Source organism: Dehalobacter sp. 12DCB1, from assembly GCF_004343605.1.
Lineage (GTDB): Bacteria > Bacillota > Desulfitobacteriia > Desulfitobacteriales > Syntrophobotulaceae > Dehalobacter.
In genome coordinates this window covers 152,158-176,924 of the sequence record NZ_POSF01000011.1, presented here as the reverse complement: position 1 = coordinate 176,924, position 24,767 = coordinate 152,158, and the positions used below count along the sequence as shown (strand labels likewise).

Sequence of the window (24,767 nt, the reverse complement as noted above, 5' to 3'; positions counted from 1 at the left end):
GGTAATGAAGAAAGCAGGGTAAAACAATATGAGCGGTACAGAAGAAGAGATCCGGCGCCGGCTGTTTGAACTGCAGGATCTGAAATACAAAGAATTTGCATGCAAACTCATGCCGACGGTGAACCCGGAAACTGTGATCGGTGTTCGCACGCCGGCTCTGCGGAAGCTCGCCCGGGAGCTTGCCAAAACGCCGGAGGCTGCGGAGTTCCTCCAAATCCTGCCGCACGCGTATTATGAAGAAAATAACCTGCACGGTTTCCTGATTGAAACGATCAGGGATTATGAGGACACCACCCGTGCCATTGACGCGTTTCTGCCGTACATAGACAACTGGGCAACCTGCGACCTGATTTCACCGAAGATATTGAAAAAGCATCTGCCCGAGCTCTACGCAAAAATCAAAGTCTGGCTGGTATCCGGCCGGACCTATACGGTGCGCTTCGGGATCGGCATGCTGATGAGCTTCTATCTCGATGACGATTTCCGGCCGGAGACGCTGGAGCTTGTTGCAGGTATCCGGTCGGACGAATACTATGTTAACATGATGATCGCCTGGTATTTTGCCACGGCCTTGGCCAAACAGTACGAAGCGGCTTTGCCGTATATTCAGCAACAGTGTTTGGAGAAGTGGACGCACAACAAAGCTATCCAGAAAGCGATCGAGAGCTACCGGATTAGCGACGAAGCAAAGGCGCACCTGCGGACGCTGAAAATCCGATCTATCTGATCGGAGGAAATCTGCAAAAGAGAATAACGAATTCACAGTGGCATCATATTAACAAAATTTTACACATAACTATGTATTTTAACTTAAATATGGTATATGGAATTAATAGACAATTGATTGTAGGGATCGTAGCCTCTGTTCTAAAGAAAGCGTGGCTTTTATTCATCTCATTTATGATTTTGTTACCATTAGGTCTATATATGACAATGACTCCCAGAAACCACAAAGGGGGGATAGACGGAAATGGAGGTACTGGACTTGGCGGTGGAAGAAGATGATATAAAAAATGAAATCCGTGATTCCGAAATTAAGGTCGAAGAAAAGCCGTTAACGCTTCTCATTGTGGAGGACGATGAGATCATCCGGATTGTGATTGAAAAATTTTCCTTGCGCAAGGGCTGGAAAGTTGTTTTGGCAGAGGACGGGTATGCTGCCCTCGATGCTTATCAAATACAGGAATTTGATGTCATCGTGATGGATTGTCAGATGCCGGGATTAGATGGTTACCAGACAACGGAAGCAATCAGACAATTAGAGCGTCAGCGAGGCGCGCGCACACCCATTATCGCTATGACGGCTAATGCGTTAGAAGGGGTCAGGGAGACCTGTATTAACGCAGGAATGGATGATTATTTAACAAAGCCTGTCGAAACAAATACATTTTATGAAATGGTCGAGAGATGGGCAAAACATGATCACAAGTAAAAAGAATAACGTCTAAATAAAAGAAAAATGTCATAAAAATGATATTTTTTTTTGCTATCATGGCGTTGATACAAAGAAAGAAGGAGATGGAAAGAATGTCTACAGCAATGAAAAGTTATATTGATTCAGTAACAGCCGAAATGAAAAATGGGAAAGCAGCCTTTCTCGTCATTGTTTTTACCATCGCTAGACTTATCTATGGGTTTGGCTGGCTTACCTCTGGGCTTCACAAGTTAACATGGCTTTCTGATGGAAACATCCATTCGGCGGGGGTGATCACGAAGCTTGTTGCAAATATTGCCGGACCTGAAGTTACAAGGTTTGATCCGCTTTATATGAACAAAGCATTCGCCTGGATTGCCAACACTTTCTTCTTAGGTATGCCAGGAGTAACGGATACGCTCGTCGTTATATTTGAGATAACGATAGGTATCTCCATGATTCTTGGATTTAGAATTTTCTGGTTCGCCTTCATTGCCATGTTTATGAATACGCAATTCATGGCCAGTGGATCGTTTAACAACTTTGGTTATATCTGGACAAACTTAGCGATGCTGAAATTTTCAAAATATGCGGAGCTTATCGGAATCGATGGATTCTTAAGAGCTAGAAAGGGTATGAACTTATTACCAAATAGCGTTAACCACAAGCTGTTCAATAATGTATAGTACCTTGTAACCCCTAAAATTGTAATATATAAGATTTAGGGGTTACATGGTATTAATTAAATAAATGATCTGTAACTGTAATTAATCGGCCATGCAGAGCAAACGAATCATAAAGGTCAGACGTCTTCGGACGTTCTGGCCTTTATCATTTTTTCGCTGGAGGTACTGCCATTTGAGCAGGAAATGACGAGAAAACGTGGAATATGTTGAGATATATCTTAGGCGGGATAAGACGCTTTAAGGAGTGTGCTTCTTGTGATGGTCCTAGATAAGAGTCATGAAATCCGCACGTATATGACAAGAATCATGAGTATGACTGATTTGACACTGATGACGGAAGTCACGGATGAACAACGGGACTATTTGATGATCATAAAGTCATCGACAAAATCACTGCTGAAAGTATTCAATGAGATTGTGAATGAAGCAAAAATCCAGGCGGACAAAGCTATTGAGTGAGAAGGAGGTCGTCATCTTGAAAACAAAAATTCTGATTGCAGAAGATGACACCAGTATCCGGCAATTCTTGCATATCTTATTAAGCCGCGAAGGATATGATGTAAAGGTTGTTGGAGACGGTACGGAAGTCAGCGCGGAGTATCGGAATTACAAACCGGATCTGCTGTTGCTCGATATCATGATGCCCGGGATGGATGGATTTGAAGTCATCCGCAAAATACGGAAAGAAAGTAATCTGCCGATTATCATTTTAACGGCCAAGGAAGATCATGCAGATAAGATTTCCGGACTTATTTTAGGATGTGATGACTATATCACCAAGCCGTTTGACAGTACGGAGCTTATCTTACGTATTAAAGCGGTATTGCGCCGGGTTAAAGAACATGGGCGATTGGAAAACATTCGAGATATCGTGGAACTTCCTGGCCTGACGATTAATAATACCAGCCGCACAACCATGGTAAGAAGCCAGGAGATTGATCTGACCCCCAAGGAATATGCGCTTCTCTGGTTACTTGCCAACCGTCCTGATCAGGTCTTTACGAAAGACTTGATCCTTAACCAAATTTGGGAAACTGACTATTTTGGAAGTGATTCAGTCGTTGCCTCGCTGGTAAAACGTCTGCGGGAAAAGATTGAACCGGATGCTGCCAATCCCTATTACATCAAAACGGTACACGGAGTCGGATACAAACTGGGAGTGAAGCCCCTGTAAAGAATCAGCTCTTTTAATTTTTTTAATTAGATACTGGTAGACATAGATCCTAAATAAAATAGAAATGTCATAATAATGACATTTTTTTTTGTTAGTATATCAGAAAGTATAAATCATCCATAAAAGAACATTTATTGGAGAAAGAAGGATTAATATCTATCATCATCTAATAAAGGACATTATAATTAAATTATTGTTCGGAGCACCGTCCAAAAATATAGCGGAACCGAACCCTTCACCGAGGAAGTGTTTTATGGAAAATGCGAAAGAAAATCCGCTGAATTATATGATTGGCGCGATGATGATCGTCGTTGGACTGTTTTTTATCAGAAGGTTCAATTACTTACTGTTTCATTCTTTAGTGGAATTATTCAGCATTGCCATCGCCGGGACCCTTTTTCTGATCATGTGGAATTCCAAAAAATTTATGGAAAACAAAGTGCTGGTGTTTATTAGCATCGGCTACCTTTTCGTTGCCATGATCGATCTTTTGCATACGCTTTCGTATCAGGGGATGTCTATTTTTAAGGATTACGACTTCTATGCCAATCAGTTATGGATTGCGGCGCGATATATGGAAAGCCTGACCTTGCTGGTCGCATTCGCTTGGCCTGAAAGGGTTAACCAAATGATACACAGGGTCGGGACCCGGGGAATCATCGTCATCTATTTCCTTATAACAGCGGTCCTTTTGGCCTCTATCTTTGTATGGAAAATCTTCCCGGTCTGTTTTATTGCCAACCAAGGACAAACAGAATTTAAGATCATCAGCGAATACATCGTTTGTTCTATTTTAATAACCGGTATTTTGTTGCTTTGGAAGAACAGAAAAAATTTCGATGAGAAGACTTATAAATTGTTGATAGCCGCGATGGTCTTCACGATCTTTCAGGAACTGTCTTTTACTCTCTATAGTGATAACTTTGGCATCCTGAATATGGTCGGACATTACTTTAAAATCATCTCCTTCTACCTCATGTACCGTGCCATCGTTAAGACCGGGATTGAAGACCCCTATAATTCAATCTTCCGTGAACTGACCATTAATGAAATCAAGCTTAAAGACGCCAAAAATGCGGCTGAAGCAGCCAACAACATGAAAAGCCGTTTCTTAGCAAATATGTCCCATGAAATCCGCACACCGCTCAACTCAATCATAGGGTTTACAAATATCCTGTATGAGGAGGAGAAGGCCGCTGAGAAACGGGAAAAACTTGAAATCATCAAAAATGCCGGCAGCCATCTTCTGAACCTGATCAATAATATTCTCGAGTTCTCTAAGATCGAAGCCGGTATGATCCAAATAGAACAAAAAAGGTTTTCCATACGCAAACTGCTGGAAAACCTGAAAAAAATGTTTATGATTCAATCGCAGGAACGCCGCCTATTCTGGGAAGTGTATATGGATTCTTCTGTTCCTGAAATCATCGTAGGTGATGAACACCGGATCATGCAAGTCTTGGTCAATTTGACGGGGAACGCATTCAAATTCACCGAGTTTGGCGGCGTGAGTATCCGGGTTACCTACCGGAACGGGCAGCTGGAAATCATCGTTAAAGATACCGGCATCGGAATTCCAGAGGATAAACAAATCGTAATCTTCTCCGCTTTTGAGCAGGCCGATACTTCTTATGCAAGAAAATATGGGGGAACCGGCTTGGGACTGTCCATCACGCAAAACCTGCTGGACGTGATGGGCGGAAGCATTCGGTATGAAAGCACCGGTACGGGTTCTGAATTTATTGTATCCCTGCCGGCTGAAGCCGGGGAAATAGAATTACAGGATTATATCGAACCGGTCTTAGCGGGAACTGAACCGAATAGCACTGAGCGGATTATATTCCTGATTGTGGACAGCAGCAAACCGATTGATATGGAAGTTGTTCAAGACATCGTGAAACGAGGTTCCTGCGATGGGGTTGCAATAAAGGTACTTCCTTTCGATGCTAAAACAAAAGACAGCATGATGATCGGTAGGGCCGACATTGTCTTACTGTATGAAAATACCGGAAGCAGCACAATGAAGCTGTTGGCTGATGATTTGAAACAGGATTTTCGGACAGCATTCGTCCCAGTCATCCGCCTGAAGAAATGCAGGTCGGATCGAATCAGCTTTCAGGCGGACGCCAATGCCCTGAAATACGGAAAGCCCAATCAAGAAGACGACTTCTATTCGTTTATCCGTCAAGTCATGCAAGGCAGGGAGGCCTTCGGTACAGCCATGGTGGAAAGATGGCTTAACAAAGCAGAAGAGGAGATGGGAACTCCTGAGATGCTGCTGGAGTGCCTGAACCGTATCGTGATAAGAATAGAGGCCCTGGAGAATGCCCTTGTTGAGCAAGTGATCGAAAAAGCCCAGTCTCTGACGCATTCTCTAAAAGGAAGCGCTGGGACACTGCAAATGACGGAGGTCTATCTGAAATCCGCTGAAATAGAGGCGGAACTAAGAAAAAAACCACCCGATATGGAGAAGGTCAGGAAGAGATTCTCCGAGGTGAAGGAAATATTGGGATTGATTCCGAAAGCGTATTTTGATATGAAAAAGCTCCATCTAGAAAAACAGAAGCAGGCCTTAGGGAAATTACGAATCCTGGTGGTAGACGATAACGTGGAGAATCGGAAACTGATTGCTTATTTTCTTAACCGGATGAATCTCAATTATCAGGAAGCCGAAAACGGAGAGGCTGCACTGAAGTTGTTACATGAAGAAAGTTTTCATGTCGTGCTGTTAGATTCTCAGATGCCGGTGATGGATGGGATGACGATACTTAAATTGATCCGAGAGGATCCGGCGCTGAAAGGCATTCACGTCATTATGCAAACGGCCACGACTTTCCGGGAAGATATCCGGGAGTTTTTCCGCGCAGGATGTGATGACTATATTTCTAAGCCCATAAATTTCGGGACTCTTCAGGGCAAACTCGAGAAGTTCATCACCTGGCACGAATCAAAGAAGATGCGTACAACTACGTCCAAGGACTTTCTATGAAGACCATGTGATATGAGGACCTTGTGAAAATAATAGAGGCTAAATGGAAGAAAAATGTCATAATAATGACATTTTTTTTTGTTATCATTCTTAATATCCATAAAAGTTTGTTGAGAAATGAGGGCGAAAATATGCAAATACTTTATTCATTCAACAATGAAAAGGAAGTAAAGATCATTAGAGCGATCATAAAAGGATTATATGGTAAAGATAACATGCAGCGCTTGGAAGGTAATGATGAACTAGCCATCAGCAATAGCCGAAAGTATGAAGATAGCAAGGCTGGAAGTGTAAAAGCATGATGATACCGATAATCATGGGAAAACCGCTCCATCTCTGGCTGGGTTTGCTATTATTCTTACTGATCGTTTTTCAGATTCTTGTTGCGAGAAGAATCGTCCCTATTCCTTTTCGATGGCACCGGATCATGGGATACGTCATTCTTCTGCTAGCAATGATCCATGGTTCTATGGCAATAGGGCTCTATTGGGGAATATTTAGATTGTAAAAGTTTATGAAAATGGAGGGTTTGTTTATGAAAAAGATGCTTCTGTATATCAGCATCCTGTTGGCGATACTGACCATAATCCTTACAGGGTGCAGTCCTGCTAAGAGCGGGCAGCCGTCTGCCCAAGCGCCTGAGAAGAATTCGGTACTTATTGAGAATAATCAATTCCAACCAGCCGAGATAACCATACAAAAGGGTGAAACCATTATTTGGATTAATAAGGATGCAATGGATCATACGGCTACAGGTAAGTCTTTCGACAGCGGACGCTTGAAACAGGGCCAATCGTATCAACAAACCTTCAGTGATACAGGTACATTTGATTATATCTGTACCTATCACCCATACATGAAGGGGAAGATTATCGTCAACTAAAAAGTAAGGATGTAGAAATCGGCAGGGTAATCACAGTTGGATTAATAGATAGGGGTGAAAATCATGTTTCGTTTAAGAAAATGGATTCAAGAACAAGTTCTCATCATCTTAATTCTTATCCTAATCTTGATTTGCCCTGGCCCTGTTCATACGTCAGCTGAAGTTTTTTCTGCAGATGATAAAGTGCCAATTTATAAGATACCTATTCCGGAAAAAATGCAGCGTGATATTTGGAAACAGTGTGAGAAAAACAATTTATCGTATGAGTTAGTTTTAGCGATTTTCCAAGTAGATGGAATTAATGATGCGCAACCTCAGGACATTAATAGCGCAATTCAAGAGCTGATTGATGATCGTAACTATTGGACCGGGCAAGGATATCCTGATGAGATGGTCTTTGATCTCATCATACTATCCAGACAAACAGGAATTGAAAGCAGCAAAATTCTCCTCAATGACAGCGGCTCTTATGAAAATGATGCTTATGTTCAAAAAGTAACTGCATATAAATATGATCTCGACCAGTTACAATAACAACAAAAACCTTTTCCATTCAACAGTACATAAGAGAAAGAAGGATTGAAACTATGAAAAAATGGATTTGTACTGTCTGTGGATACGTCCATGAGGGGGCTGAACCACCAGAAAAATGTCCCATGTGCGGTGCGCCAAAGGAGAAATTTCAATTACTTGCTGATCCTGGTCAAGATGCTCATGGCTTGAATAGCCCTCCGTCCACAAGATCGTCTACCTTTGATGATGAAGCAGATATTCTTATCGTGGGAAGCGGTGCGGCTGCATTTTCGGCAGCAATCACTGCAAGAAAGCAGGGAGCCAGTGTTATCATGCTGGAAAAAGCGTCTTCCATCGGTGGAACGACCATTCGATCGGGGGGCGGTTATTGGACACCAAACAATCGGTTTCAACGTGAACGGGGGATTGAAGATAAAAAAGAGGATGCCCTTCGCTATATGTCACGATATTCCTATCCCCATCTGTACAACCCAAAGGATTTCAGGTTGGGGATTCCGCAGAACGCGTATGAACTGATCGAAGCAATGTACGACAGAGCGTCGGAGACAGTAGAGTTTCTAGCTGAATGCGGTGCCCTGAGCAGCATTCAGGAAATCAACTGGAAAGGGAAACCCCAGGTGGATTATATGGATCATCTTCCGGAAAACAAAGGAGTCCGGGGACGCGTTTTGTACGCAAAAAATCCCCAAGGGATGCAGAGTTACGGCTTTGAACTGATCAGACAACTGGAGGATTGGGCGAAAGCAAATGGGATAAAGATCATGACGGATCATCAGGTTATCCATATCCTGCAGAACGATCGGAAAGAAGTGGTCGGGCTGGAAGTCGTCAGGGGAGGAAAAGAAATCATCAGGTTCAGAGCGCGCAGGGCAGCTATTTTTGGCAGCGGAGGTTATTCCCACAACTCGGAATTAATGCTTCATTTCCAGCGGGGGCCTCACTTTGGGGGCTGCTCCGCACCGACGAATACCGGCGACTTCATTACGATGTCAGTGGAAATCGGCGCAAAGATCGGTAATATGGCCGGTGCTTTCCGAGCAGAAAGTATACTGGAAAATGCCCTTGCCTATCCTGGAGGTTCGAATAACGTATTTTATATTCCCGGTGACAGTGTCATTGAAGTCAACCGTTATGGTAAACGCATCATGGATGAAAAAAGAAATTATACGGATCGAGCCATGACCCACTTCGTTTGGGACCCTCAGCGTGCGGAATGGACAAACATGCTGGTGTTTATGATTTATGACCAGAGGACGGCTGAATTATGGCAGGGATTTCCGCCGTACCCGCTTCAAAGCAATGCGCTTCCCTCCTATATCATTTCAGGGGCTACGCTGGAGGAGCTCACGCGATCATTATCTCAGCGGTTGTCGGTATTAGCCGAACATACCGGAGGCTTTGGGCTGGCCCCTGATTTTCTGGAAAACTTAAAAAATACGGTGACCCGTTTTAACGAATTTGCCAAAAACGGCAGAGATGAGGATTTTCATCGGGGAGATTACACGTATGACAGGGAATGGACAACATTTCCGCCGACGGTTCCCGGCGCCCCTTGGCCTCCGGAAGGAAGCCGGAATTATTGTATGTATCCGCTAAGTGATCATGGGCCGTACTATGCGGTTATCCTTGGAGCGGGGACACTGGATACCAATGGCGGACCCGTCATTGACCGTCGTGCCCAAGTCCTGGATGTTCGTGGGAATCCGATTCCAGGTCTTTATGGCGCGGGAAACTGCATTGCTTCGCCGACAGCCAATGCCTATTGGGGGGCGGGAAGCACCATCGGCCCCGCAATGACTTTCGGTCATATTGCAGGGATACATGCGGCGGCCGAACCGATTAAAACAGTTCAGGAAACATAAAGAAGATAAAACAAAAAATAAAAAATAGGAGGAAATAACAATGTTATGGAAATGTTCTGTTTGTGGTTATGTTCATGAGGGAAGCGCGGCCCCCGATTTTTGTCCGAAATGTGGGGCGCCAAAGGAAAAATTCAACCTCTTATCTGAAGAAGATGCCAAAAAGATCCTGGATTCAGACCGGACCAATGACATCCACATGGAAATCATCAAATTAGCGATGAGAATAAAAGATTTAGCCAAAGAAGGCATTGAGATCAATCTTGACCCGCCATGCGTTGCTTTGTTTAAACAAGCTCATGACGAGGCCTGGGTCATCAAACAAAGAAGCAAAGCAGAAATCGCAGGCCATGTTGGACGAGGTAAGTGGTAAGTTTGAAGCGATCCAGCTTTATAGGCAGCTTGCGGAATCAATAGATCATCAACTGGCCATCGAAGTGTTGAAGGATATCGTGAATGAAGAATGTGTACATGCCGGGGAATTTCTGAGATTACGGAAAGAGCTGGTGCCTGATGAAGAAAGATACTGCCTGGAAGGCACCCAAGAAGTGGAAGAGGAGATCAAAAAGAAGCCTTGATGGGAATTGATTAAATGCGCCTTTCCAGGCGCATTTTTTAATATGAGGGGGTTGATGTATGGAGTCCAGAGTGGAGATAACCGGAATCATTGCCTCTTTCTTCGCAAAACTCGATTATAACATTGTATCTTCAACCATAAACGGTGATACGGCAACCGTGCAGCGGAGATCACCAATACGGATTTTGCGGCCGTCTTAGATGCTTACCTCGATGCGGTCATAGAATTGGCGATTGAACAGGGATTATTGCAATAAAGAAAAAATCAAACATAATGATTAAACCGGATCTGTAATTCCCCCTCATCCAGCTTGTTGCGATTAGACCACATACAGGATCGGAACATCTTTAAGTTTTTGCGCAAGCTGTTCTGTTAAGAATTGCTCTGCTTCCCCCCGCACTTCAGGACGGTAACAGTATTTTCCTCTGCCGCGCCCGGTCATCAGGGATTTATCGTATAATTCCAGCGCATTCGGAAAGGCCTCGGTGTTGATGGCGTGATGCACATAACTGTAGGTCATAAAAATGATTTCAATAAACAAGTGCTTTTTGGTATTCTCGGAGAGCTTGTCAGCCAATTCATCGATCAGCTGACCATAGAGCGCCTTCCAGTTGTCCACAAGGACGACGGGGGCAATCAGTATCCCCACTTTGTATCCGGCGTCACCCATCTGGTTAAGCGCTGCGATCCGTGTTTGCAATGAGGAGGTTCCGAACTCGACTTTTTGGATGATCTCCTGGGGGTTCATACTCATGCGTATCAGGATACGGCCCCGATGATTTAAGGGGAGCAAAGGGCCAATATGATCAAATTTGGTTGGAAAGGTCAAAAAGCTTTTTTCGCTCAGACTGAAGCACTCGATCGTCCATTCCAGGTTGCCGGTGACGGTATTTTCCAACACCAGATCACTGTTACTGCCGATTTCGAAGACAAGGTCTTTATCCGAATTCCGTGCCGTTTTAAGCAGCTTTTCCATCATTTGCTCCCGGTTGACGAAGAGCCGGAGATAGGAACATTTGTTGTAATTGCAGACCAGATAGCAGTAAAGACACATGGCGCTGCAGCCGGAGGACGTATACGGAACCAGGTAATCGGAGACTTTGTGATTAGGGGTATAGGTTAACGATTTTCGGACGCCGATGATAAGATGCCGCTTCATCCTAGCGAATTCACGGTTTTCATTTTGCCGCAATGACTCAATGTTATTGTGGTTTTCTATCGGAATCCAGGGGATTTGTGCAAATTGATCCTTTAATTTTTTCCCCAGTTTATAATCAAGGACTGCCGGTTCATAGAAGATTTTATCCGGGACCATAGTCTCACCCCTTTTTGTCTTGAATTCGTATGTTCCAATTAGTATGTTCCAAAGGGCAGAATCTATTTCGTAATAATTTACGCCCGTCGACATTGCCGATTCAAATAATACGCCCGTAATTGAAGACGTTGTTGATAAAGTTATGGATTTCCAATCGGTGGAACCTTAAAATAAGATAGACGCCTAAGTAAAACTTGCTTAACTAATTAATGGTAACATAATTTTCCATATAATTGAGGATATTCGTTTTCACGTTCAGTTCTGGGAGTCCGATCAAGAGCAGTCTCGAGGAAGCTTTAGAAGCCTTGGCTCCCGGATGTTAATGTTTTTTTTGCTTTTGTTATAGCGTTTTGTTTTTAATGTCGTAGGTTGAAGATGCTTATAGTACCCCGTTTTTAAGGAAGACCTTAACTCTATGGTGTACAATCAGTTTTCGGAGGAAATACAGGATGATTGATAGCCCTGTAATCTCCGGTACATAAGATGCCGGATCAGTCATTAGGCTGGTCCAATCTGCTTGAATCCATGACGCTTCGGTTGACGCATAAAATTTCAGGCCATGAAGCGGCCAATAAAATGTCTGAGGAATCACCCACATGGCGTCAAAGATGTCATGGCAAAGACAGCTTCCGGCCAGCACCAGCCAGCCATTCTTTCGGTACCGCTGCCAACGGTAGTATCCGATCCCCAATAAGAGAAACAGAAACAATACGGTGTGTGCAAATACCCTGCCGGTATGAAAGGTTTCTGCAAACAAAAAGCGGCCGATCGGTTTATCAATCAAATCGGGCAAAATGGACCCGACAAAGACGACTCTATAATCAATTTGAATGTTTCCTAAGGATTTTTCAGCTGCTTTGGCAGCTAACCCTGTCAATCCCAAATGTCCAAAGAAAATCATAGCTGATACCTTACCATTTAAAATATCCTTAAGGTCGGTCTGCTTGATCGGACAAACCGTAAGGACTATATTCTAACACAAAATGAAAGTAATTCATAAAAAATTTTGGACCAATAAGCGAGACAGGCCATATGATGTATAGTGCCATAAAGCTCCTCTTAATATAAAAGAAGAAACCTGGTGTGGGCGGCCAGGTTTTTTCTCCATAGAATATTTGAAGAATATAAGATACAATTTATAAGAGCTGAATAAGCTGATATGCCAAAATTTCCGGTTTCACCGGAAGCATCCCCACAGCCGAAGATCTTGCTCAGGAAGTATTTCTCCGCTTATACAACTTGGATTGGACCCAAATCCATCATCCGGATGCCTGGCTTACGAAATGCAGTTTTTATGCCGCCTGCAATTATAATCTGTTCCGGTAAACACACTCCTTGCCGGCAGCAGTGCAACGCCTTTTGATCCCACCTCCGTCTTCTATGGCAGTGGCTCGCCGAGCGCCCTGATGCTCGTTTACTGCGCCGTATATGTACTTCTGATTTTGCTGCTGGGAGTCCGGACATTTGCCCGCAGGGACATATAAGGTAGGCTACACCATTTGTGGCCCATATAAATAAAAAATCCACACCTATCAAGGCGTGGATTTACCATCTCCTCACTGGTCACCGTATCGCCATTATAAATTACAGGCAGGTCAAGGCATGGTGATGTAAGTATAATTATGATAAACTATCAAGTAGAAATATATGGAATGTAAGGGGAGCCGGCCATGTCCGAATTCAAGAATAAGATTGCCTTAGCCAGATCGCTATGGGCAAACAAGCAAATTATCAGGGTCAAACCTTCAATCAATTGGTTCCTGGTGAAATACATGGGGAAGTTCCGTTTGCTGAATGTTGGCGGGCAGCTGGTCCTTCATTCCCATTTGCCCCCGATAAACAGCAAAGCCTTTACCCGCTTTATCAACGAGCACCTTCTGGCAAGGACGGAGGGGCCCTCCCATGCTCAAATCAGCCTGACCGATGCTTGTCCTCAACATTGTGCCTATTGTTACAATAAGAACCGAAGCGGGGAACTTCTCAATACGGCAGAAATCAAGCAGCTTATTCAGGATCTAAAGAAAATGGGTGTTTTCTGGTTGGGCTTTACCGGCGGGGAACCGCTTCTGAACAAAGATCTCGTGGAGATCGTCCAAAGCGCCGGAGATGATTGCGCCATTAAGCTGTTTACCACAGGCATGGGCATTACCCAAGAGCTGGCGGCGGAGCTGAAGCGGGCGGGCCTTTGCTATGTCTCAATCAGCCTGGACCATTGGCAGGAGGAAGAACATGACCGGATCAGAGGATGCCATGGGGCTTTCCGGGCGGCGCTTCAGGCGATCGAAATATTTAAAAGCACAGGTGTCCATGTCGGTGTATCGACGGTCATCTCCAGGGAGATGCTTCAGAAAAATCAGGTCGAGAAATTTTTAGCGTTCCTGATCAGCCTTGGGATTGATGAAGCCTGGCTGAGTGAAACCAAACCCACGGTGGAGGCCTTTTGGCATGAGACTGCAATCCTTACTGAAGAAGAACGTTTGAGCCTTGTGCACTTGCAGGATAAATACAATCAAGAGCGAAAAATCACGGTCAATTATCTTGGGCATTTTGAAGGGGGAGAGCATTTCGGCTGTAATGCAGGCCATAAAATGGTCTATATCGATGCCTTTGGCGAGGTAAGCCCGTGTGTATTTACGCCGATAACCTTCGGCAATGTTCGGGATAAATCGGCGCAAGCCGTTTTTTCGGAGATGAAAGCGCATTTTCCGTCGGAAAGCAGCTGCTTTATGAACAAAAACTATGCGTTGCTGAAAAAATATGCTAAAGGGCAATCGCCCCTTAGCAAAGAAGATACGCTGGAGATGATGAAGGAAGTCCGGTTCAGTCCGTTGTCCGAATTTTTCCGGCTCTATAATAAGGGGTAAGGCTATCGGAATGTAGCCGTGGGAATGAAATGATTGGAATGAAGCTATAGGGATGAAGTTATCGGGATGAAATCATCGGAGGAAGAGGCGGGAATGAAGTAATGGCGATAGGGTTATGGGGGTATAGGTTATGAGCTTGTATAAACGGTTCAGCTTGTTTGCAGCAGGAATATTTGCCGTGGTAGGCCTGATTTTTTTGTTTTTTCCTAATGCGGCCCTGGTATTCTTTAACCATATTTCCGCTTATTTTGGATTGCCTGAAACTCCGTTGCAAGGCGCTGGGTTTTATCTGATACTGGCGGCTGCTTACATGTACCTTGTTACTTTGCTTGCAATCCTGATGTACCGAAACCCGGCGCAGCACAGCTATCCGTTTTTATTGGCCCATGCCAAACTGGCATCTTCTATCCTTTCTCTGTTTCTATTTTTCATTTACCGGCCCTACCTTATTTTTTTGGCCAACTTCGTTATTGACGGGTTGATTGGTTTAGCGGCACTGTATTTTTACCTGAAAATAAGGAAAACCGGGCTTAGCGGCAATGCTTAGCACTTTTGGCAAAGACTGAATAACAGGGAGTCAATGATGCTTCTGAAAATCATCCAACGCTGCCTGCCTGAATGGATCAAGAGGAAAAAACTGAAGGAATTGTTCCGCTTAACGGCGGATGCTTTCCAAAGTGAGCCGCCGGAGCTAAAGGGGCTTTCTTCGGCTGCGCTTCTCCAGCAATACGCTTTATTTACCAAGGAACAAGCAGAAAATGTCTTACAGGGCGGACGCCCCGTTGAACAAGTCAAACAGCGGCTGTACCAAAATGCTGATCGATTCGGACAGAACTTGAGAAAGACCCTGCATATCCGAACCTGGGAAGAGGCTGTTACGGCATTGAAGGTAATTTATCAGTTGATCGACATTGATTTTCAATGGGACCGGCAGGGAGAAATCGTGATCCAGCAGTGCTATTTCAGCCGTTATTATTCCGGGGAAGTCTGCAAACTGATTTCCGCGCTGGATGAAGGGCTGGCCGCAGGGCTTTCAGGCGGCGGCAGGCTGTGTTTCCAGCACAGGATCACGGAAGGCAATGAATGCTGTCAAGGATATTTTCAAAGGGAACTTCAGGTAAAAAAGTAAGGATGGTTCAACATGAAAAGGGTAATCGTCGTCGGCAGCGGTGCGGGAGGGGCTGCCGCGGCCAAGAAACTGCAGGGGAAGTTTCAGGTGACAGTCCTGGAGGCAGGCCGGGAATTCAAGCCGTTTTCTATTAATTTATCTGTCCTGGAAAAGCTAAGAAAAACCGGACTGTTCTTTGATGAGAGGGAAATACAACTGCTGTTTCCGTCGATGAGCGTCAAGAAAACCCCGGACAGCATGGTGATGGTCAGCGGGAAGGGCTTAGGCGGGACGACCACGCTTTCGGCAGGAAATGCGCTGCGTATGGACAAAGGGCTTAAGGACCTTGGCATTGATCTAAACGATGAATTTGAGGAGCTTTACCGGGAAATCCCTGTCACCGATGACCATTGGCCCAAATGGCAGAATTCCACAAAAAGGCTGTTTAAGATATGCACGGAAATGGACCTGAAGCCTGCGCCTCTGCCCAAGCTGGGCAATTATCAGCGCTGTACCGGCTGTGGGAGATGTGTCCTGGGCTGCCCGTATCATGTCAAATGGGACAGCCGTCAATTTCTGAACGCTGCACAGGATTTGGGTGCGAAGCTCATCACAGGCTGCCAGGTAGTAAAGCTTGTTATGGAAAAGGGTCTCGTAAAAGGGGTTCAGGCCCAAAAAGACTTCAACACCGTATTTTATCCGGCAGATCTTGTGATCCTGGCGGCAGGCGGATTTTCAACCCCCGTCATTCTTCAGAATTCGGGGATCGAATGCGAAAACAGGCTGTTTGTTGATCCGGTTCTTTGCGTGGCTGCCCGGCAAAAGGGCAGCCTTCAGAACAAAGAGCTTTCGATGCCCTTTGCCGTACAGAGGGAGCATGCTATTTTATCCCCTTATTTTGATTATCTGAGCTTTTTCTTTCATCCTAGCTGGCGGTACCCCGCTCAGGATATTGTATCTCTGATGATTAAGCTGGCGGATTCAAGCGCTGGAACGGTTGATCACAAAAACATCAGAAAAAAGCTGAGCGATATAGATCAGGAAAGATTGCGGGAGGAAGTCCGGCTTTGCACCGAGATCCTTCGCAGGTATGGGATAAAAAAAGACGATATTTTCCTGGGAACGGTCAATGCCGGACACCCCGGCGGCATGCTGCCGCTTACCGCAAACGAAGCCGTGACCTTCCACAGCCCCAAGCTGCCTGAAAATCTGTATGTCGCTGATGCAACGCTGTTCCCTGAGTCTTTGGGGAATCCGCCGATTTTAACAATCATGGCGATGGCGAAGAGGGTCAGTAAAATCATCATTGACAAAAATGGCCTGTAAAACAGGCCATTTTTATATCCATTATGGACGCCGATATCGTAATGGAAACAGGTAGATTTGCCAAATTCGCTGATTTCTTTTTCGACGGGATGAATTTTCTAACGCAGCCGAAGGTGGATGATGAAGCCAGGAGAGGATGGCAGTCAATCATTTGACAAAAAAGAAAATAAGTGCTCAAGCGATCAGTATTGAGGTGAATGGAGAAGGAAAGGGCAAGAATAATCAATTGGCAGCAGGGTATCTATCCTCTACTGAAGAGCTTTTTCCTTGATGCTGTGATATTCTTTGATTCTTTGCTTGAGCTCTTCAACCGTTATGCCTTTTTTTTCAGCGATTTCCTTAAGTTTCGCTTCATCCATTTTTCCGTGGCCTTTGCAGCATTTACCTTCCATCATCCGCTTTTTCAGTTCTTCGACCGTAATACCTTTTTTCTGGGCGATTTCTTTGAGCTTTGTCTCCAGTTGGACTTTAGCTTCTGCCTTAGAAATTCCCTTTTCTTGCGATATTCTGTCGATCATTTTGTCATAGCAGGATGGGGATTGTACGTTCGGGCTATTCTGCTCCGTAGCAGCAATTACCACGAAAGACAATGACAAAGTAAAAATTAAAGCAACGGTTAGGGATAATGCAATTAACTTTGTTTTGTTAATTATAAGCCCTCCTTTATTTTTACTTGCCCTTTCCAGTCTTTATTTTAAGCAGCTTAGAAGGAATCATACTTCTAAATGAAAAAAGATGGATGAAAAAACATTTAATTTTAACCTAAAATTATTGCACTCAATCTATTGATGGTATAAAATACCAATAAAACATACGTTCTAAGAAGAGCAAAAAAAGGTTATTAATGGAACAATCATTCGGAGGTCCCTGGTATTTAATTGCTTACTGCTGCAAACGGGAAGGAATGGAACAAAAATGTTTGAAAGGGAGAAAAGTGTCATGTTTCAAATTGAATTTTCGGAGCGTAAAGCTCAGCCTGCTCTGGTGGTCAGGACGAAAACGGCCGTGGCCGAACTGCCGAAAGTGATCGGCGAAAGCTATGGGAAGATCATGGGATATCTGAATGAACTGGGTGTCCAGCCGATCGATGCTCCATATACCGCCTACTACAACCTGGATATGGAGAACTTGGATGTAGAAATGGGGTTCCCCGTTGCTAAGCTTTTCCCGGATAAGGAGGACATTCATGCTCGGGAGATTCCAGCCGGCAGATTTGCCAGCTGCATTTACAAAGGACCCTATAGCGGGATGCAGCAGCCTTATAACGAAATGTTCCGCTGGATCGAAGAAAACGGCTGCAAACCGGCAGGCGAGTATTACGAATACTACTATAATGCCCCCAGCGATGTTCCGGAGAGTGAACTTCTGACCAAAATTGTAATGCCGGTTATTCAAAAATAAAATCCTGGATTCGCAAAACCTCCTTACAATTTTTGTTTGGAGGTTTTACATCTATTTACATGAGAGGAAAACATATCAACTGGTAGTGAAAGGAATGAATATAGTACAATTCTCTTATGGAAACATCATGATTTGGCAAGAAATAAAACAAAAGAGGAAAGCAGATTGTACATAAAATTATTACGGTACCTTCGATCCGGTGGATTGCTTATGCTTTGTTTTCTTTTTTTCACCGGATGGATGACAAGCGCAGCAAATGCAGATACGACTCAAATCGATCGAATCTATGGTTCAGACCGTTATGCGACAGCGGCAGCCATTTCCCAGAGAGGATGGGAATCGTCCGAGTATGCTGTCTTGGCCCGCGGTGATGACTTTGCAGACGCCCTCTGCGCGGGACCACTGGCGGCGAAGTATCATGCTCCGATCCTGCTGACGGAGTCTGAATCCCTGAATGTTGATGCACGGAGTGAGATTCAACGGCTTGGTGTCAAGCGTGTATTTATTACAGGCGGGACTTCCAGCATCTCTGCGGAGATTGAGACAACGCTGCGTGAAGCCGGGGTGATCGAGATTGTTCGTCTCGCCGGTAATGACCGCTATGAAACATCAGTAAAAATTGCCGAAGCGTTAAACAGCAACAAGATGATTCTGGCGACAGGGCAGAATTATCCGGATGCACTCTCCATTGCGGTGGTGGCAGCACAAGCGGAAATACCGATCTTACTCGCCGGTAAAGACAAGCTGCCGCAAAGCGTCAAGGAATATGTGCAAAAACAGACCATTCAGCAAGCCTATATTGTTGGAGGTACAGGCGTAATCAGCGAGGGGGTAGCCCAACAAGTGCCGGGAGCTTTCCGGTTAGCCGGGTCTGACCGTTATGCCACCAATGCAGCGGTTTTAGAGCACTTTTCCGGCCAATTAGACCTTGCCCGCTTGTTTGTTGCGGTGGGTGAGGGGCCCAAAGGGACAGAGTTCGCCGATGCTTTGACTGGTGCTGTACTGGCTGCTAAATCATCATCCCCGCTTATTCTCGTCCGTGACACCCTGCCGGAGGTCACGCAAAAATATCTCAAAGGGAAGATCACACCTTTGACGGTTGTGACGGGACTTGGCGGAGAGAATGCGGTTAAATCTTCGGTCCTGCAGCGGATCATTAATTTAGCCAATACCAACGATGGCAAACTTTCAGTATCTCCGGCGAGTACAATCGTGGGAGCCACTAAGAATATATACCTGGTCTATCTTCCTGGGGAGGACATGAACAACGGAACCGTGGAGTTCTTCCTTCCGGATAGGTACTTGGCGATAGCCGGACAGGATAAAATCACGATAAACGGAATCTTAAATTCATTAACCTCTGAACAGATTTCCGATGCTGGACAAAGGGTCAAGATATCGGGGCTGAACGTTACGACCGGTCAAAAAATAATCCTGACGCTTAATGACAAAAGCGTTCAGGACGTTGGCAACTACACTTTTAAGGTGGTTGCGGATGCAGATGGCTCAGGAATTCTCAGACCAAGCTCAGGAAGTCTCACGGAGTCAAGAACGCTTCCGGTCCGTTTCCCGAGTCTTAAAGTGGGGATACAGCTGCTCTCTTACAACCGGCCGGCCACGCCTTTATCCCCCAAAGGATTTGTGATTCATTCCACAGCGGACCCTGGGGCCACCGCGCAGAGAATAGTTCAATATTTTAATTACCCTAACCGTTATTCCTCTACCCATTATGTTGCGGATTGGACTGAAACCGTGCAAATGATCCCGGAAGACGAAGTGGCCTGGCATGCTGCCCAAACAGCCAACCAAAGGTACCTTTCCGTAGAAATGTGTGAACCGGAGGGAAATCAGCCCGAGCAGTTTAAAAAGGTCTGGGATCAGACCGTCCTTTTGGTTGCAGATGCCTGTATCCGGTATGGTTGGGACCCTCAAAAGGATATCTTCAGCCATATGGATATCTCTTATGCCTATCGGGAAACAGATCATATTGACCCCATCCCGTTCCTGAAAAAATATAACAAGACCTGGCAGGATTTGTTGAATGCAATTCAAGCAAAGATGGTTGAACTGCAAACGAATTAATCCTATGCCAAGAGAGTTTCAGCATCCTTTAACGTATCAATAATATGGATCTGCTGAGGACAGACGTCTTCACAGTTGCCGCAGGCAATACACGCGGAAGGCTTTGTGCTGCCCAGCATCAAGGCAATTTGATAAGCCCTTTTCGCACCTTGTAAATCACCAAAGATCATATTCCGGTTCATGGCATCTAAAAAAACCGGTATGTGAATTTGCTGCGGGCATCCTTTGACACAATACGCACACGCGGTACAAGGGATAGAGGGAATCGCATGGAGAGCCTCTCGTGCCCGTACGATCACGGCCGTTTCTTCGGGACTTAAAGGCCGGAAATCCTCCATATAGGAAAGATTGTCTTTCATCTGCTGGGTGGTAGACATCCCGCTGAGGACAGTGATGACCTTGTCCAAAGAAGCGGCAAAGCGAATGGCCCAAGAGGCTAAAGAAGCTTTCGGATCGGCTTCTTCAAGTATTTTCCGGACACTGCCGGCCGGGTTGGCCAGTGCGCCGCCCTTGACAGGCTCCATGACAATGATCGGTTTGCTATGCTTAAGTGCCACCTCATAACATTGGCGCGACTGGACGGATTCGTTCTCCCAATCGGCATAGTTGATCTGGAGTTGAACAAATTCTGTCTCCGGGTGTTCAGTCAGGATGCGATCGAGTAAATCAGCCTTGTCATGGTAGGAAAAACCGATATGACGGGCAAATCCCTTTTCTTTTAGCTCCAGCATATAATCCCAAATACCGAAGTCGTCAAAGACTTTCTTGCGGCTTTCACTCACATTATGCATCAGATAGTAATCAAAATATCCGGCTCCTGTGCGCCTAAGTGAAGTATGGAGCATCTCTTTGGCCTCTGCGGCAGTGGAGACTGCCCAGGCCGGAAGCTTAGTAGCAAGCTGAAAGCTCTCACGGGGATAGCGGTCAACAAGGGCTGTTTTTATGGCCGCTTCCGACTTTCCGTTGATGTAGCCGTACGCCGTATCAAAGTAAGTGAAACCCTTGGCCATGAATAGATCAACCATTTCTTTGGTCTGCGCAATATCAATTTCTTTTTCGATCATCGGAAGCCTCATCAGACCAAAACCAAGCTTCCGTATATTTTTGCCTAAGTAGTCCATGATTTATCTCCTGCCACTGTTCACGTGCAATAAAAATTTTCAATAAATAGAGAATAAAGTAGATTTGCCATTCCGTCAAGCATACGGCAGGGGAGGTATGTATAGCTCTAAGTCAGGCTCTCTGCTGTCTGGGAGTATTGTCTGGGAGTATTGGATGATTGATTTTAATATTGTTCTATATTGAATCTTATTTTGCTTCTGCTAGAAATATCTTATAATGGTATTGACCTGATTAAGGAAATACTGGCGGAATAAAAATAAGTAATTGCTGTAAGGAGGCCTATATGAAAAAGAAATATATCATCTTCATGATTATGGCAATCTTAATTTCCTTCACATTGACAGGATGTATACCGGGAGATGGCACGTATACATCTGAAAGACCGGCAGGGTTTTTATGGGGCGTTTGGCATGGGTGGATTGCGCCCATTTCACTGATTGTCGGGTTATTTAAGGACAATATCAGCATCTATGAGACTGTAAATACAGGCTGGTGGTATGATCTTGGCTTCTATATTGCTGTGATCAGCGGCTTCGGTGGGGTGTCCTTATCCCGAAAGAAAAAGAAAGAGAAAAAGGAATAATGGCCTTGACTTTCCCCCGTAGTGGAGGGTTTATACTGCTTGCAGGGAGTATGAACTACAACATTGAAATGAAAGAATTTGAGGAAATGACAGTCGCCGCGATCCGTTATAAAGGCAGGTACAGCGACGTCGGGAAGTACATTGGGACCATTTATAAGGGAGATTTATCATAAAGGTCCCGGAATGATTTTCAGGGGGAACCCCAATAAGTATGTTACGGAAATTGTCATGCCGATTGAACAGGAAGGTAGAGATAGCTGAATTTACGCATCAAATTGTAAGTAGCAAACGAATATTTAGCTAGGCTATAATTTTTTAGGCACCGAAATTTCGGTGCCTTTTCTGTATGATGATGTAACGAACTGTTCATTTTTTTAATTAGATTCTTTTTAACATTCCTTCCACTTACTCATAATAAATAAATTAGGGCATAAATGTTCTTTGCGAATAATGTAAGTCTTACCTTTTCTATCAATGAATCCTTCATCAACAAGTTCGTTAATTAATTGACAGGCTACCGACCGGGAAATTCCAATCAAATCTGCAATTTCTTGCTGGGTTAATTTTATATCGATTCTGATTCCGCCTTCGATTTCTACACCATGATCTTGGCCTAAAGATAAAAAAGTGCTTTTTAATTTTTCTTTGGCATGCATAATCTTATTACCCAATATATTTTGATTTAAATTAGCTAAATAATTGCTCATTTTAGATAATGTAGTTTGCATTAAAGTGGGTTCATCCATCAAAAGTTTTTCAAAATTGGCCCGATCTATACAACATATTCTAGATTCTATTACAGCAACACAAGAAGTATAATTATAAACATTTTGCTGGAAGAAAGTATCGTATCCGACGATTTCACCTGGAGATACATAATCAAGAATGGTTTCTGTACCACATTCATTTACTCTAAAAAGCTTCAAGACGCCATACATCAATATAAGAATGGTATCAGCCGCCTCATCCTGTTTAAAAATATATTCGTCAACTTTATATAATCTCTTGCTGGCAAAAGAGCACATCTTGTCACGTATTCTTTGGTCCAGAGAATCAAAAGCCGGTATATTTTTTAAACAAAAATGAACTTTACTATTCATCACATTCATCACATACACCCACCCATTTTAATTTTTAACATATACTTACCCAAACAAAGTGTTTTTACAAATCTTTATCCTCTATTTATTAATCAAGTATATATTTAAATAATTTTTGGATTTGTATGGAGACCTTCAGACCTCATAGGTGATTAAACCCTCAGAATTAATGACCAAAGCTGCAACAGAATAAGCATTTTGCAATGCCTGAATAGTTACTTCTGCTGCGTCAAAAATTCCTTGCTCCACAAGGTCCACATAACAGTCTGTTAATGCATCATACCCATATCCTTGGGGTAAAGTCATGATTTCTGAGATAACCTCCAAGGAGTTACGGCCATTATTTTCGGCGAGAATTTTTACCGGTAGTTTTAAGACTTCCGATACAATTTTGTTTCCTATCATTTCACCCTTATTAGCACTTTGAACAGTTTCCAAAATTTTTGCTGCTTCCAGTAAAGCAACTCCGCCTCCGGGTAAAACACCATGCTCAATCCCTGCTCTTGCAGAGTTCAAGGCATCTTCTACTAAATATTGTTTTCTGATCGCTTCTGCTTCTGTAGCACCTCCTACTTTAACAGTACAGATCTTTCCATTCAGCCATCCTAATCTCTCCCGAAGCTTACCTTTGGTCCAATCGTCCTCGGCATCCACTATGCGCGCTTTAACTTGTTGGGCTCTTTCCTCTATCTCGGTCTTAGAACCATACCCGCCAATTATGGAAGTGCTTTCTTTTTGGACAATTACTTTTTTAGCTCCGCCCAGATGTTGGCTGAGTACTTCCTCCAAGGTAATCCCATTTTCCTCAGAGATTACCATTCCTCCTGTAAGTGTGGCAATATCTTCCAGATAAGCTTTCCGCCTCTCCCCGTAACCAGGGGATGTAACGGCAGCGATCTCCATGGTTCTATTTATTTTGTTGGACACTAACAACTTCAATAGTTCCATTGAGATGTCCTCAGAAATAATAAGCAAGGGCCTTTGACTGGAAACAACACTTTCCAGAACGCTCATGATTTGATAGATATACGTAATCCTCTCATCAACAATCAGAATCAATGGATTCTCCAACTCTACACAGGCCTTTTCCTGCTTATTGATCATGAGAGGAGAAAGATATCCTTTGGCAAATTTAATGCCATCCACAATATCTAAGATTGTTTCTTGTTTTTTACCCAGTTCAAACTGGATGATTCCATTCATTCCTACTTTTTGATAGGCCTGGGTAATGATTCCTCCAATTTCCTCCTCACCGGATGAAACGGTCGCTAGTTGTTGGATTTGTTCTATTGTTTTTACTTCAGTGGCATTTTCTCTAAGCTTGGTTATTACTAAGTCAATTGCCTTACTCATACCCTGCAATATATCCAAAGAATTCTCGCCGGCTGCAACGTTCTTTATTCCCTCCTGTACAAACCCCTGTGCCAGAATAATCGAAGTAGTCGTTCCGTCTCCAGCCATTTTATTCGTCTGTCCAGCGGCTTGCTGGAGAATTCTGCAACCAAGATTCTCAAAGGAATCTTGGAGATCGATACGCTCTACGATGGTTACTCCATCGTTTGTAGTCGTAGGAAAACGGGGCCTTCTTTCTTCAAAAACGACATTATGTCCGTTTGGTCCTAGTGTTGCCTTCACACAATCGGTAACCAGGTTGATCCCACGGACCAAAGCATTCCTGGCCTTTTCACCTTTTAGAATCATAGACTCCATGCAATTAACCCCTTTTTGCTTTTAATTGTGAATAAATATT

30 protein-coding genes are annotated in these 24,767 nt (G+C 44.1%); 24 read left to right on the top strand and 6 right to left on the bottom strand.

Features of this window, described 5'->3' with window-relative positions:
• Positions 1-28 precede the first annotated feature (28 nt).
• The 14 genes from C1I38_RS04400 to C1I38_RS04335 all read left to right on the top strand — a co-directional run bounded on the left by C1I38_RS04400 (position 29) and on the right by C1I38_RS04335 (position 10,316).
• Positions 29-727, top strand: coding sequence for a DNA alkylation repair protein (locus C1I38_RS04400; protein ID WP_119776164.1), 699 nt, complete (start codon positions 29-31; stop codon positions 725-727).
• A 243-nt stretch (positions 728-970) separates the two neighbouring features.
• Positions 971-1,432 (top strand): response regulator, encoded by a 462-nt coding sequence (locus tag C1I38_RS04395; protein ID WP_119776166.1) that lies wholly within the window; start codon positions 971-973, stop codon positions 1,430-1,432.
• 95 nt (positions 1,433-1,527) lie between these two features.
• Positions 1,528-2,100 (top strand): DoxX family protein, encoded by a 573-nt coding sequence (locus C1I38_RS04390; RefSeq protein ID WP_119776168.1) that lies wholly within the window; start codon positions 1,528-1,530, stop codon positions 2,098-2,100.
• 258 nt (positions 2,101-2,358) lie between these two features.
• Entirely contained in the window at positions 2,359-2,559 is a 201-nt protein-coding gene (locus tag C1I38_RS04385) for a histidine kinase dimerization/phospho-acceptor domain-containing protein (protein ID WP_243103734.1), read from the top strand.
• 16 nt (positions 2,560-2,575) lie between these two features.
• Entirely contained in the window at positions 2,576-3,274 is a 699-nt protein-coding gene (locus C1I38_RS04380; protein ID WP_119776171.1) for a response regulator transcription factor, read from the top strand.
• Positions 3,275-3,527: 253 nt separating this feature from the next.
• A complete protein-coding gene (locus C1I38_RS04375) occupies positions 3,528-6,263 on the top strand; it encodes an MASE3 domain-containing protein (RefSeq protein WP_119776172.1) in 2,736 nt (911 codons plus the stop codon).
• Positions 6,264-6,286: 23 nt separating this feature from the next.
• Complete coding sequence (locus tag C1I38_RS04370; protein WP_119776174.1) at positions 6,287-6,565, top strand: hypothetical protein; 279 nt, start codon at positions 6,287-6,289, stop codon at positions 6,563-6,565.
• Positions 6,562-6,771, top strand: coding sequence for a hypothetical protein (locus C1I38_RS04365; protein WP_119776175.1), 210 nt, complete (start codon positions 6,562-6,564; stop codon positions 6,769-6,771). Before C1I38_RS04370 ends, C1I38_RS04365 begins: the two co-directional genes overlap by 4 nt.
• Positions 6,772-6,798: 27 nt before the next feature.
• Positions 6,799-7,146 (top strand): cupredoxin family copper-binding protein, encoded by a 348-nt coding sequence (locus C1I38_RS04360; protein ID WP_119776177.1) that lies wholly within the window; start codon positions 6,799-6,801, stop codon positions 7,144-7,146.
• A 63-nt stretch (positions 7,147-7,209) separates the two neighbouring features.
• Positions 7,210-7,680 (top strand): hypothetical protein, encoded by a 471-nt coding sequence (locus C1I38_RS04355; RefSeq protein ID WP_243103723.1) that lies wholly within the window; start codon positions 7,210-7,212, stop codon positions 7,678-7,680.
• 53 nt (positions 7,681-7,733) lie between these two features.
• A complete protein-coding gene (locus tag C1I38_RS04350; RefSeq protein ID WP_243103724.1) occupies positions 7,734-9,542 on the top strand; it encodes an FAD-dependent oxidoreductase in 1,809 nt (602 codons plus the stop codon).
• Positions 9,543-9,582: 40 nt separating this feature from the next.
• Positions 9,583-9,912: a rubredoxin-like domain-containing protein gene (locus C1I38_RS04345; protein ID WP_119776178.1), complete on the top strand. Its 330-nt coding sequence runs from the start codon at positions 9,583-9,585 to the stop codon at positions 9,910-9,912.
• Positions 9,890-10,117 carry a hypothetical protein gene (locus tag C1I38_RS04340; RefSeq protein ID WP_243103725.1) on the top strand — a complete coding sequence of 76 codons (228 nt, stop codon included), beginning with the start codon at positions 9,890-9,892 and terminating at the stop codon, positions 10,115-10,117. The genes C1I38_RS04345 and C1I38_RS04340 overlap by 23 nt, the downstream gene beginning before the upstream one ends.
• A gap of 58 nt (positions 10,118-10,175) precedes the next feature.
• Complete coding sequence (locus C1I38_RS04335) at positions 10,176-10,316, top strand: hypothetical protein (RefSeq protein WP_243103726.1); 141 nt, start codon at positions 10,176-10,178, stop codon at positions 10,314-10,316.
• Between the two features lie 119 nt (positions 10,317-10,435).
• Here the strand turns inward: C1I38_RS04335 and C1I38_RS04330 are convergent, their stop codons facing one another.
• The gene (locus tag C1I38_RS04330; protein WP_119776182.1) at positions 10,436-11,431 is read right to left on the bottom strand and encodes a spore photoproduct lyase family protein; all 996 of its coding nucleotides are present in this window, start codon (positions 11,429-11,431) and stop codon (positions 10,436-10,438) included.
• Positions 11,432-11,810: 379 nt separating this feature from the next.
• Complete coding sequence (locus C1I38_RS04325; RefSeq protein WP_119776183.1) at positions 11,811-12,332, bottom strand: metal-dependent hydrolase; 522 nt, start codon at positions 12,330-12,332, stop codon at positions 11,811-11,813.
• 266 nt (positions 12,333-12,598) lie between these two features.
• Here C1I38_RS04325 and C1I38_RS04320 point away from each other — a divergent pair, with 266 nt between their 5' ends.
• The 6 genes from C1I38_RS04320 to C1I38_RS14345 all read left to right on the top strand — a co-directional run bounded on the left by C1I38_RS04320 (position 12,599) and on the right by C1I38_RS14345 (position 17,000).
• Positions 12,599-12,757, top strand: coding sequence for a sigma factor (locus tag C1I38_RS04320; protein ID WP_348980853.1), 159 nt, complete (start codon positions 12,599-12,601; stop codon positions 12,755-12,757).
• 344 nt (positions 12,758-13,101) lie between these two features.
• Positions 13,102-14,295 (top strand): radical SAM protein, encoded by a 1,194-nt coding sequence (locus C1I38_RS04310; protein ID WP_119776185.1) that lies wholly within the window; start codon positions 13,102-13,104, stop codon positions 14,293-14,295.
• A gap of 130 nt (positions 14,296-14,425) precedes the next feature.
• Complete coding sequence (locus C1I38_RS04305; RefSeq protein ID WP_119776187.1) at positions 14,426-14,842, top strand: hypothetical protein; 417 nt, start codon at positions 14,426-14,428, stop codon at positions 14,840-14,842.
• 33 nt (positions 14,843-14,875) lie between these two features.
• Positions 14,876-15,424 (top strand): hypothetical protein, encoded by a 549-nt coding sequence (locus C1I38_RS04300; RefSeq protein ID WP_243103727.1) that lies wholly within the window; start codon positions 14,876-14,878, stop codon positions 15,422-15,424.
• A 12-nt stretch (positions 15,425-15,436) separates the two neighbouring features.
• On the top strand, positions 15,437-16,729 hold the full coding sequence (locus C1I38_RS04295; protein ID WP_119776190.1) for a GMC family oxidoreductase N-terminal domain-containing protein: 1,293 nt from the start codon (positions 15,437-15,439) through the stop codon (positions 16,727-16,729).
• Between the two features lie 136 nt (positions 16,730-16,865).
• Complete coding sequence (locus C1I38_RS14345) at positions 16,866-17,000, top strand: hypothetical protein (RefSeq protein ID WP_282432347.1); 135 nt, start codon at positions 16,866-16,868, stop codon at positions 16,998-17,000.
• Here the strand turns inward: C1I38_RS14345 and C1I38_RS04290 are convergent.
• On the bottom strand, positions 16,978-17,247 hold the full coding sequence (locus C1I38_RS04290) for a hypothetical protein (protein ID WP_243109288.1): 270 nt from the start codon (positions 17,245-17,247) through the stop codon (positions 16,978-16,980). The two genes, C1I38_RS14345 and C1I38_RS04290, sit on opposite strands and share 23 nt — an antisense overlap.
• A 421-nt stretch (positions 17,248-17,668) precedes the next feature.
• On the opposite strand from C1I38_RS04290, the gene C1I38_RS04285 reads away from it, so the two are divergent.
• The gene (locus C1I38_RS04285; protein ID WP_119776332.1) at positions 17,669-18,130 is read left to right on the top strand and encodes a GyrI-like domain-containing protein; all 462 of its coding nucleotides are present in this window, start codon (positions 17,669-17,671) and stop codon (positions 18,128-18,130) included.
• 210 nt (positions 18,131-18,340) lie between these two features.
• Positions 18,341-20,212 (top strand): cell wall-binding repeat-containing protein, encoded by a 1,872-nt coding sequence (locus C1I38_RS04280; RefSeq protein ID WP_119776193.1) that lies wholly within the window; start codon positions 18,341-18,343, stop codon positions 20,210-20,212.
• Positions 20,213-20,214: 2 nt separating this feature from the next.
• Here C1I38_RS04280 and C1I38_RS04275 read toward each other — a convergent pair whose 3' ends face one another.
• A complete protein-coding gene (locus C1I38_RS04275; RefSeq protein WP_119776194.1) occupies positions 20,215-21,333 on the bottom strand; it encodes an aldo/keto reductase in 1,119 nt (372 codons plus the stop codon).
• Between the two features lie 284 nt (positions 21,334-21,617).
• Here C1I38_RS04275 and C1I38_RS04270 point away from each other — a divergent pair, with 284 nt between their 5' ends.
• Both C1I38_RS04270 and C1I38_RS14340 read left to right on the top strand, forming a co-directional pair.
• Positions 21,618-21,917: a hypothetical protein gene (locus C1I38_RS04270; protein ID WP_119776196.1), complete on the top strand. Its 300-nt coding sequence runs from the start codon at positions 21,618-21,620 to the stop codon at positions 21,915-21,917.
• 50 nt (positions 21,918-21,967) lie between these two features.
• Positions 21,968-22,090: a hypothetical protein gene (locus C1I38_RS14340; RefSeq protein WP_282432346.1), complete on the top strand. Its 123-nt coding sequence runs from the start codon at positions 21,968-21,970 to the stop codon at positions 22,088-22,090.
• Positions 22,091-22,306: 216 nt separating this feature from the next.
• Here C1I38_RS14340 and C1I38_RS04260 read toward each other — a convergent pair whose 3' ends face one another.
• Both C1I38_RS04260 and C1I38_RS04255 read right to left on the bottom strand, forming a co-directional pair.
• The gene (locus C1I38_RS04260; protein WP_119776197.1) at positions 22,307-23,026 is read right to left on the bottom strand and encodes a Crp/Fnr family transcriptional regulator; all 720 of its coding nucleotides are present in this window, start codon (positions 23,024-23,026) and stop codon (positions 22,307-22,309) included.
• Between the two features lie 126 nt (positions 23,027-23,152).
• Positions 23,153-24,727: a molecular chaperone GroEL gene (locus C1I38_RS04255; RefSeq protein ID WP_119776199.1), complete on the bottom strand. Its 1,575-nt coding sequence runs from the start codon at positions 24,725-24,727 to the stop codon at positions 23,153-23,155.
• Between the last annotated feature and the right edge of the window lie 40 nt (positions 24,728-24,767).